Origin of the sequence: Clostridium sartagoforme AAU1 (assembly GCF_000401215.1) — a bacterium.
GTDB lineage: Bacteria > Bacillota > Clostridia > Clostridiales > Clostridiaceae > Clostridium > Clostridium sartagoforme.
Genome location: NZ_ASRV01000061.1, coordinates 1 through 8801 on the forward strand (window position 1 = coordinate 1; position 8801 = coordinate 8801).

Below are 8801 nucleotides of genomic sequence, written 5' to 3' on the forward strand. Positions count from 1 at the left end.
CCTACTCCCCTCGTGTCGTCCGTGAGAGACGCCGACCACACCTAGTATAAATTACCTTTTCTATCATATTCAATTTTGTATTCTAATCCGTTATTAGAAAGATACTCAAGTAAATTAATATTTGAAAAAGTATAAAATGCACTATATAAAAACTTTTTATTTGTTACTATTTTTTCAAAGAATTCTTCTATATCTCTATTATTAGTTATATTACATCGCCCTCCACCAGTAAGCTTTAACTTTTTCCCTATCTCATTATTTCTCTCAATTAAAGTAACTTTATTACTTTTAGACGCTGATAACGCTGCCATTATCCCAGCTGGTCCAGCTCCTATAACTATAACTTTTGCCATAATCAATCTCCTATAATTTTATTTAATATTTAAAATATATTATATACTAAATATTAAATAAAATCACTTAGCTATAAATTGTTCTCTTATTTAAAAAGTTTTATTATTTTAACTTTATAATAATAAAGAGAACTATCATAAACTAAGTGATTTTAATATTGTAAAACATATTACGTTAATTTATTCTTAGGAATATTAAAGGCTGTGTTCCATAATATGACGTCTATAATCAATAACACTAATCCATATATATATATTCCTATATTAAAGAAATTTGATAAAATATGAAGCATTAATGCTACTAATATAAATACTATAGATAATATAGCAATTCCAACGCTTGAACCATTATTAGTTCCTTCAAATTTCTCTGAAAATGGATATGACTTACTGCTGATTAAAAAATTTAATATTGTTATCAATATAATTGATAACAATACTATTATAAGATGTTTTATAACTCCTTCTGAATATATAATTATAAATAATATTGATATAAGTATATATGGTGGTATTACAAGTTTAAAAAACATACCTTTTATAACACCTTTGTATATTGATGATATATTTTTAATTGGAGCTACCTCATAAATCCATGCGCCGCTATACTTTTCAGAGTATTTAAGCATTACTACTATATTAGGAATTATCAAAGTGAAAGCATAAATTGAAAGATATAAGCTTGAATTAACTAAATTATTTCTTATACTACTAATACTTCCTCCTCTAAATCCAACTAACATAAATATAAATGGTAAAATTATTCCCAAGGCAATATTAGGGTATACCTTAAGCTTAAATTCTCTCTCTGAGTTAATTATTTGCACTGAAAACTTAAAGAAAGCCCTTTCTATTTTATCTTTACAAACTAATTTGCTAATCTTAAGTATAAGCTTATTTTTTTCTTTTGACTTTTCGTTATTATTATTTAATTTTTGTAAATACTTTTCAAATGTAGGTGTTAATTTCAAATATACAATTAAAGAAATTATAGGGATTATCAGGGATAGAATACTCATTATTATTTTATATACCGTTATTCCTTCTCCATCTATAATAGATAATGGTGCTGCAAACCACATAGGCGGCACCAGTATATGCCAAGATTTATAAGTATAAACAATCTTATCTAAATCAATAAATTGAAATATTCTGGGTAAAATTTGATATATTATAACCATAAATATACTAAGTATAGTTTGTACATAATTTATCATATCTTTTAACTTTTCTCCATCAAAGAATTTAAGCACTAAAAGATATAGTAATGCTGTTATCATAATCATAAATACATCTATAAGTATTATTTCTATTAAAAATATTAAGAAGAATGCTATTCCATATTTAAATGATAATAAAAAGGAAAATCCTACTAATGATAATGTTAAATAAATTATATAAATACAAACATGCGTAATTTTAGCTGCATTTATAGTTTTACTATCTATACCCTTGGTATAGATAATGCTTTTGTCCTTCACATCCAATATAACATAAGAAAAATCTGATATAAATACAGTTAATATCATAAACATTATTGCTGCAAAATATATAGACATCTGATACATCATATTAATCCTAAATATAAGTGTTAATCCAAAAAATATTCCTATAAATGCATATAATATTAATGATTTATAAAATTCATTTGATTCGCCTTTTTTCTTTTTTCTTTCATTATTAAAAACTGTTGCTTTTCGTCTTCCATCCATAGTTAATTTAGTATTAATAATTAGTCTTAATATATCATAATCTACTCCTGATTTTTCATAAAAGAATCGTAACTTATCCAATATTTTTAAAACCTTAAAATCCTTCATAATCTTATACCTCTTTAATTACAGATATAAAATTTTCAGCAAGTTCTTTATATTGGTTAAATCCTGTAATTTCATTAAAAATATTTTCAAGAGAACTGCCTTTATGACTATTCTTTAATTCCTCGAAATTTCCATCTGCAACAATCTCTCCATTATTTATTAAAATTATCCTATCACTTATTTTTTCAACTACTTCCATTATATGAGATGAATAAAATATTGTTTTTCCTTCCTTTGCAAGGTGAGATAGAATTTCTTTTATAATAATTACACTATTTGCATCAAGTCCACTTAAAGGCTCATCTAAAAATAACATTTCTGGATCATGTATTAGACTTGAAATAAGTATAAGTTTTTGTTTCATCCCTTTCGAATATGATGAAATTCTTTGTTCATAAACCTCCTCAATTCCCATTATATTCATTAACTTTCTTGCCTTACTATCTGCTTTTTCATAATCTATTCCATATAATTGAGCTATAAATGTAAGGTATTCTTTTCCTGTTAAACTATCATATATTTCTGGAACCTCAGGAACGTATCCTATTTTTCTTTTATAATTATCATCTATTTTTGAAATATCTTCACCAAAAATTTTAATTTCTCCAGTATATCCTGTAAGTAATCCCATAATTAACTTTACAGTAGTACTTTTTCCTGCACCATTTGGCCCTATATATCCTATTATGCTACCTTTATTTATTTTAAGATTTATTTCTTTTAAAACATCTTTTTCTCCAAAACTCTTTTTTAAATTTATTAATTCTAATACTATATCATCATACATAAAATCATCCCCCTTAGATAATTTTACAATATATTTAATCTTTTGTAAATTTTTTCTAAAGGTTGGCTTTTATTTTTGATTATTATATTTTCTATAATTTAATATAAAACTTCTCTTCATATTCAATAAATCTTCCATATCATTTAAAAATTGTAAAAGTTGTGCTCTATTTTCAAACTCTTCTCTTGTTTTAGGTAGAGACATCTTTTTAAAGTCATTTTTTAATATTTCTAATTCATCAAGCAATTCTTCACAATCATTTGCCTCTTCTATTTGATTGGCTACTTTTTGTGTAAAACTAGATATCATATATGTTTGTTCAAATGACATATAAAACTTTTCAAAGTGAGTTCTAAGCTTTTTTATGATATCAAATTGGTTTTTTCTCATATTCATATAATCAGTATAATAAGATTCACTTTTAAAAAAGCTATTATTCACTATTTTATAAGCTCTTTCACAACTTTCATTTATCCTTTTTTCCAAAGCATTCATTATTATTTCTTCATCGATATCCACCGTATAAGTAACAAGGGATTTCGCCATCTTAGATAAAATAACTTTATAACTATCTTCTATATATTCCTTATCTACATTAAATTTATGTTGAAGAGAAGGCATAAATAAATTAGCTATAGATGCTATACCAATTCCAATTATCATTAGTAAAGTTTCATTTATTATCCAATATAGGTTTATTGGATTTGCAATAAGCAAATGTGTGGATAATACAACTGCCGGTACCATTCCTTCTGATATATTTAATTTTGATGTTAATGGTATAAAAATTAGAAGGAATATTGCAAAAGTAATAGCATTTTGCCCAATAATCTTATATATTAAAAAAGATAATATAATAGCTAAAATACAAGCAGCCACTCTATTTTTACCTACTATTAATGCTTTTCTTCTAGTATCTTGAATACTCAAAATCGCTATAACTGCTGCTACTGTTGAAAACTGTAAATTTAACATATTCGCAAATATTAAAGTTACTGCTGCTGATATAGACATCTTCACTGCCAGATTATTTATATATTTCATTTTTACCTCCTACCTACATTTACTTAAAACTTCTTTTTGCATAACCACATCTTTTACATAAGTCTTCCACAGCACGTCTTCTTGAAAATCCATTATATATTTTTTGGGCTCTTTCTGAATTAATTATATCTTCTAAGTTATCTTTTAATATATTTCCTAAAGGTATATTTCCTTCACTATCTAAACAACAAGGAACTACAGTTCCATCAACTAATATACCAATTTGGTCTCTTAATCCATAGCAAAATACTTCTTCACTTATTAAAGATAAATTTGCATCTGGCCACATAAATTTTTCTGCCATATTTAAATACACTTTATCTTTTAATTTTAAATTTCTTTTTTCTTTTAATGCTGAAAATAAGTCAAAATTTAGATTAAGCTTATCTTCAATTAATCTTACTATCTGTAAGTTTAAATCATTATTTGCTTTTAGTTCTTCTGTATCTATATTCCAAAGCCTAAGTGAGCATATAGTATCACTTTCTACTGTAGATACATTAATAAAATCCAATATATCATTAATATATTTATAAAATTCTCCATTATTATTGGCTTCAAAACTATGTAATGAAAAATTTACTTGTCTTACTGCATTTGATGATATTAATATATCCTTAACTTTTCTTATTAATGTTCCATTTGTTGTTATATTTATATTTAAATTTTCTTCTTTTGCAATATTAAGAAATATTTCTAAATTATTATTTAGAAATGGCTCACCCATTAAATGAAAATAAATATGATTAGTGTATCCCTTTATTTTATCTACTATTATTTTAAAATCTTCTATACTCATAAATCCTAATTTTCTACTTGTTTTTGGACAAAAATTGCAACTTAAATTACAAATGTTAGTTGTTTCTATATATATTTTCTTGAATCTTGTCATTTACTTTCCCCTTTTCTATATACTATAAAAATAATTTATCATATTATTGTCTTCTTTCCAAACATATTTAAATTTTATGACGAACTTAAATTGTAACATAATTAAATGATTTCCTATATATTTATAATAGGTATATAAATATGAAGGATGTGAAATTATTTTGGACCCATATAAAATTTTAGGAGTTACGCCTACTTCCTCCACTGAAGAAATTAAAAGAGCTTATAAGAACATATTAGATGAGTACAGTTCTAATAATTCAGATTTTGATTCTCGTCCCCTTGCTGAAGAAGTGCTTTTTGAAGCTAATATGGCCTATGATGTATTAGTTAATGGAGCTATATATCAAGAGATTCGTACACTTATAGATAATAATAATATTCCTATTGCTGAAAGCAAATTAAATGTTTTGGATCTAAAAAATTCTGCTGAATGGAATTATTTAAAGGGGTTTGTATATTTTAAAAAAGGATGGTTTGATATGGGGGTTCAGCACATAGTAACTGCAAATGAACTTGACCCTAGTAATGATGAATATGCTAAAACTTTAAATACATTAAAAACTCGTTCCCATGAGATAATAAATTATTATAAGCAAAATAATCCTCAAGGTGCTCCTCAAAATAATATGAATGCCTGTGGTGGTGGCAATATGGGTGGCGCTGGAGGCGGAATGTGCTAATATTATAAAAAACGGGATGATAATTTGAATTATTTACCATCCCTTATTTTTATAAACTATTTTAAGACTATTCTTGATAAATATTAAATTTATCAAGAAGCTCATTCATATTAGCTGTCTTATTAGCTAAATTATTAGAACTCGAAGCTACTAATTTAGTATGCTTTTTAAGATCTTCAGAAGATGCTGATATTTCTTCTGCTGATGCTGCTATTTCTTCTGATAACGCTGAAACTTCTTGGACAGTTTCTAAAAGAATAGCTTTATCCTCTTCTATCTTAGTAAAAGAATTATTAATATCTTTTATTTTAGGACTAATACTCTTAACAGAATTAGATATATTATTAAAAGATGTAATTGTTGATTCAACAACATTTTTTGGTTATCTAATCCCTTTCCCATCTCTTCTGTTTCAGCTGATATTATTTTTACACTATTAAATATATTATTTAATATATTATAGATATTATTTGATGCTTCCTTAGATGTTTCTGCTAATGATTTCACCTCTTCCGCCACAACTGCAAACCCTTTTCCTGCTTCTCCAACTCTTGCTGCTTCGATTGCTGCATTTAATGCTAAAAGATTGGTCTGGTCTGCTATTTCATCTATTAATACAGATATATTTCTAACTGTCTCTATGTCATTATTCATATTTTTTATACTTTCAATAAATGCTGTAAATTTCTTATCAAAAGAATTAATAGACTCAATTAAGTTTTTCATATCTGTGTTACTTTTTTCTGAATCTTTATCTATTCCTTTAGAAACAATTTTTATATTTTTAATATTACCTTCTGTTTCCTTAATACTCTCTCCAAGTTTATTAACAATGCTAACTATATGTAACAATTCGTTAGACTGCTTATTTGTTCCATTTGCCACCTCATTTATTGATAAATATATGTTTTCTGCTGATTGACTAAGCTCCTCTGAAACATAAGCTAAGGTAGCAGAATCTTCTAAAGTATCATTAGATAAATTTATTACACCACCTATCATATTATTTACTTCAGTTTTAGTATTTTCAATAGCTTTACATATATCTCCTATTTCATCATTTCTATTTAAATGCTTTTCATGAAAACTCATTTTCAAATTACCATTTGAAAAATCATTCATGCTAGTTGTTATCAACTTAAGTATTTTGCTAATAGCTTTTGTAACTAGTAATATTATTATAATACTTACTATAAGTATTAACACTGAAGATATTGTCAAGGAAAAAGCTAATCCTTTTAATTCTTTTAATAAATCCTTATTTCCAACTGTTATACCTATTTTCGCTAATGATCTATTGACAAAATAATACACTGTTAACGATATCATAGTTAGTTGTAAAATGACTATTCCTATAAAATACATAACTAGTTTGCTAGTAAATTTTTTTACTCCCATAACCTCATCCCCTTATTTAATTAAATTTCTATATAGCGATTTAATTATACCATATTATGTTAATCTTTTTTACTACTTTAATTAAAATTATAGTATATTTATTTAATTATACTAATATTATTAATCATATAATATTATGGGTAAGTAAAATAATAATAAAATTCTTCTGTTTTTTCAAAATCATAGCTTAAACTAAAAAGTCACCATAGTCTAAATATGGTGACTTACCTATAAGGTTAATATCATTTTTATTTTACTCTAATTGAGTTATTAGCCTTCTCATTACATCCTTTAGCTTTCCTTCTCCAATCTCTTCGTGAGTTATAGCAATTACAAGTTTTATATCATTATCTGATATATCCCATTTATATGCCTTTATATCCATTATTGATTCATCTGGCAGGATATCTTCCATGTCAGTAGCTAATTCTTCTGATAAACTTATATATTCATCAAAAAGTTCATCCTCACTTAAATTGTCTATACTATAATCATCTTCTATAATTCCATTTAAAATATCTATACCTATGCTTAGATTAAATGCTAGCATATCTTCTCTTTTAGTTCCCTTACTCATGTCTTTAATAACTTTAAATTCTGTGTTATTTTCAATTTCATTTTTTACTTCTTCTGTATCAACTACTTTTCTTCCAAATGCAATATACATAATTACACCTCCATAGTATTAAATCTTTGCATGTTTTCGAAAATTATTCATGCTTATTTTTTTGTCTTAAATCTTTAAGTAACTCTTTAAATCTTTTAAGCTCAGCCATATATTTTTTATGCTCTAATTGAGGAAAGGCTTCAATAAATCTTCTCTGTTTATTTAACTTAAACTCCTTCTTAATATCCTTGAAAATATTCATATTTCTAAGGATATTATTTAAGTTAATTATGCCTTTAACTGATATAATTATATCCATTAATAAGATAACAATACATAAAATTGCTATGATTACTATAGTAATCATATTTAATCTATTTATAATATTTTTTACAATTGGATGTATTAATTTAATTAACATAACTGATAATGTTGCAAATAGTGTTGAATTAAATAAACAAACTCTTCCTTTTATATTAAATTTTCTATTAGAATAATTCCAGAGCCTTGTATGAAAAACATATTCTAACAATATATCTGCAATAAATTCAATGATTGAAGCAATTACACCTCCAAGAATAAATATTAAAATTGCTGAATTAACATTGGTCCAATTCATTATATATAATACAAATAATGCCCCAAAACCATAAACTGGACAAACTGGCCCTTTTAAAAAACCTCGATTTATAAATTTTTTAACTGGTACTGAACAATAAAAAACTTCACATATCCATCCTAAGAAACTGTATATACTAAAATATAGTGCAATATTTAAAAAACCCATAAAGATCCTCCTCGGAAATTATTACTATATTATACTACTATTTATAAATCTTTAGTTTCTTATATCTACATATCCTTTGTTACTTTTTTATATTTATAGTTTCTATTACTTCATTAAATAATTTATTATAAAAATTATTAAAACCATCATCTTCTAATTGTATTTCTTCATTATCATTTATATAGAACTTGTCCATAGTAGCTACTATTAGATCAAACTTTTTTAAATCATTTTCCTCTAGTAAAACATTGTAAAGATATGATAAATGATTTTGCATATATTTTTGCATTTCCTTAACATCTGAATCTTTTAATTTTCCTTCTTCATAAAGTCTTTTAATTGGTCCATTTCTAAAAATGAAATAAGTTGATGCTTTAGTTATTCTTATAATATAATCTTTTGGTATTCTATTTTTCATTATTACTCACCTC

9 protein-coding genes and 1 pseudogene are annotated in these 8801 nt (G+C 25.0%); 1 reads left to right on the forward strand and 9 read right to left on the reverse strand.

The window, feature by feature from the left end; all coding sequences use genetic code 11:
* Nucleotides 1-56 precede the first annotated feature (56 nt).
* From A500_RS05085 to A500_RS05105, 5 genes and pseudogenes are all read right to left on the reverse strand, one after another.
* A pseudogene (locus A500_RS05085) lies at nt 57-353 on the reverse strand (NAD(P)/FAD-dependent oxidoreductase); the annotation flags it as partial.
* Nucleotides 354-523: 170 nt separating this feature from the next.
* The gene (locus A500_RS05090) at nt 524-2173 is read right to left on the reverse strand and encodes a hypothetical protein (protein ID WP_016206514.1); all 1650 of its coding nucleotides are present in this window, start codon (nt 2171-2173) and stop codon (nt 524-526) included.
* 4 nt (nt 2174-2177) lie between these two features.
* The gene (locus A500_RS05095; protein WP_016206515.1) at nt 2178-2960 is read right to left on the reverse strand and encodes an ABC transporter ATP-binding protein; all 783 of its coding nucleotides are present in this window, start codon (nt 2958-2960) and stop codon (nt 2178-2180) included.
* A 69-nt stretch (nt 2961-3029) separates the two neighbouring features.
* On the reverse strand, nt 3030-4004 hold the full coding sequence (locus tag A500_RS05100) for an aromatic acid exporter family protein (protein WP_016206516.1): 975 nt from the start codon (nt 4002-4004) through the stop codon (nt 3030-3032).
* 19 nt (nt 4005-4023) lie between these two features.
* On the reverse strand, nt 4024-4896 hold the full coding sequence (locus A500_RS05105) for a radical SAM/SPASM domain-containing protein (protein ID WP_016206517.1): 873 nt from the start codon (nt 4894-4896) through the stop codon (nt 4024-4026).
* 160 nt (nt 4897-5056) lie between these two features.
* Between A500_RS05105 and A500_RS05110 the strand changes: the two genes are divergently transcribed.
* On the forward strand, nt 5057-5578 hold the full coding sequence (locus A500_RS05110) for a J domain-containing protein (RefSeq protein WP_016206518.1): 522 nt from the start codon (nt 5057-5059) through the stop codon (nt 5576-5578).
* A gap of 303 nt (nt 5579-5881) precedes the next feature.
* On the opposite strand, the gene A500_RS05115 is transcribed toward A500_RS05110, so the two are convergent.
* The 4 genes from A500_RS05115 to A500_RS05130 all read right to left on the reverse strand — a co-directional run bounded on the left by A500_RS05115 (nt 5882) and on the right by A500_RS05130 (nt 8788).
* Nucleotides 5882-6976 carry a methyl-accepting chemotaxis protein gene (locus A500_RS05115; protein WP_016206519.1) on the reverse strand — a complete coding sequence of 365 codons (1095 nt, stop codon included), beginning with the start codon at nt 6974-6976 and terminating at the stop codon, nt 5882-5884.
* A 253-nt stretch (nt 6977-7229) separates the two neighbouring features.
* Entirely contained in the window at nt 7230-7643 is a 414-nt protein-coding gene (locus tag A500_RS05120) for a hypothetical protein (protein ID WP_016206520.1), read from the reverse strand.
* Nucleotides 7644-7686: 43 nt separating this feature from the next.
* The gene (locus tag A500_RS05125) at nt 7687-8370 is read right to left on the reverse strand and encodes a putative ABC transporter permease (protein WP_016206521.1); all 684 of its coding nucleotides are present in this window, start codon (nt 8368-8370) and stop codon (nt 7687-7689) included.
* A gap of 79 nt (nt 8371-8449) precedes the next feature.
* A complete protein-coding gene (locus A500_RS05130) occupies nt 8450-8788 on the reverse strand; it encodes a hypothetical protein (protein ID WP_016206522.1) in 339 nt (112 codons plus the stop codon).
* Between the last annotated feature and the right edge of the window lie 13 nt (nt 8789-8801).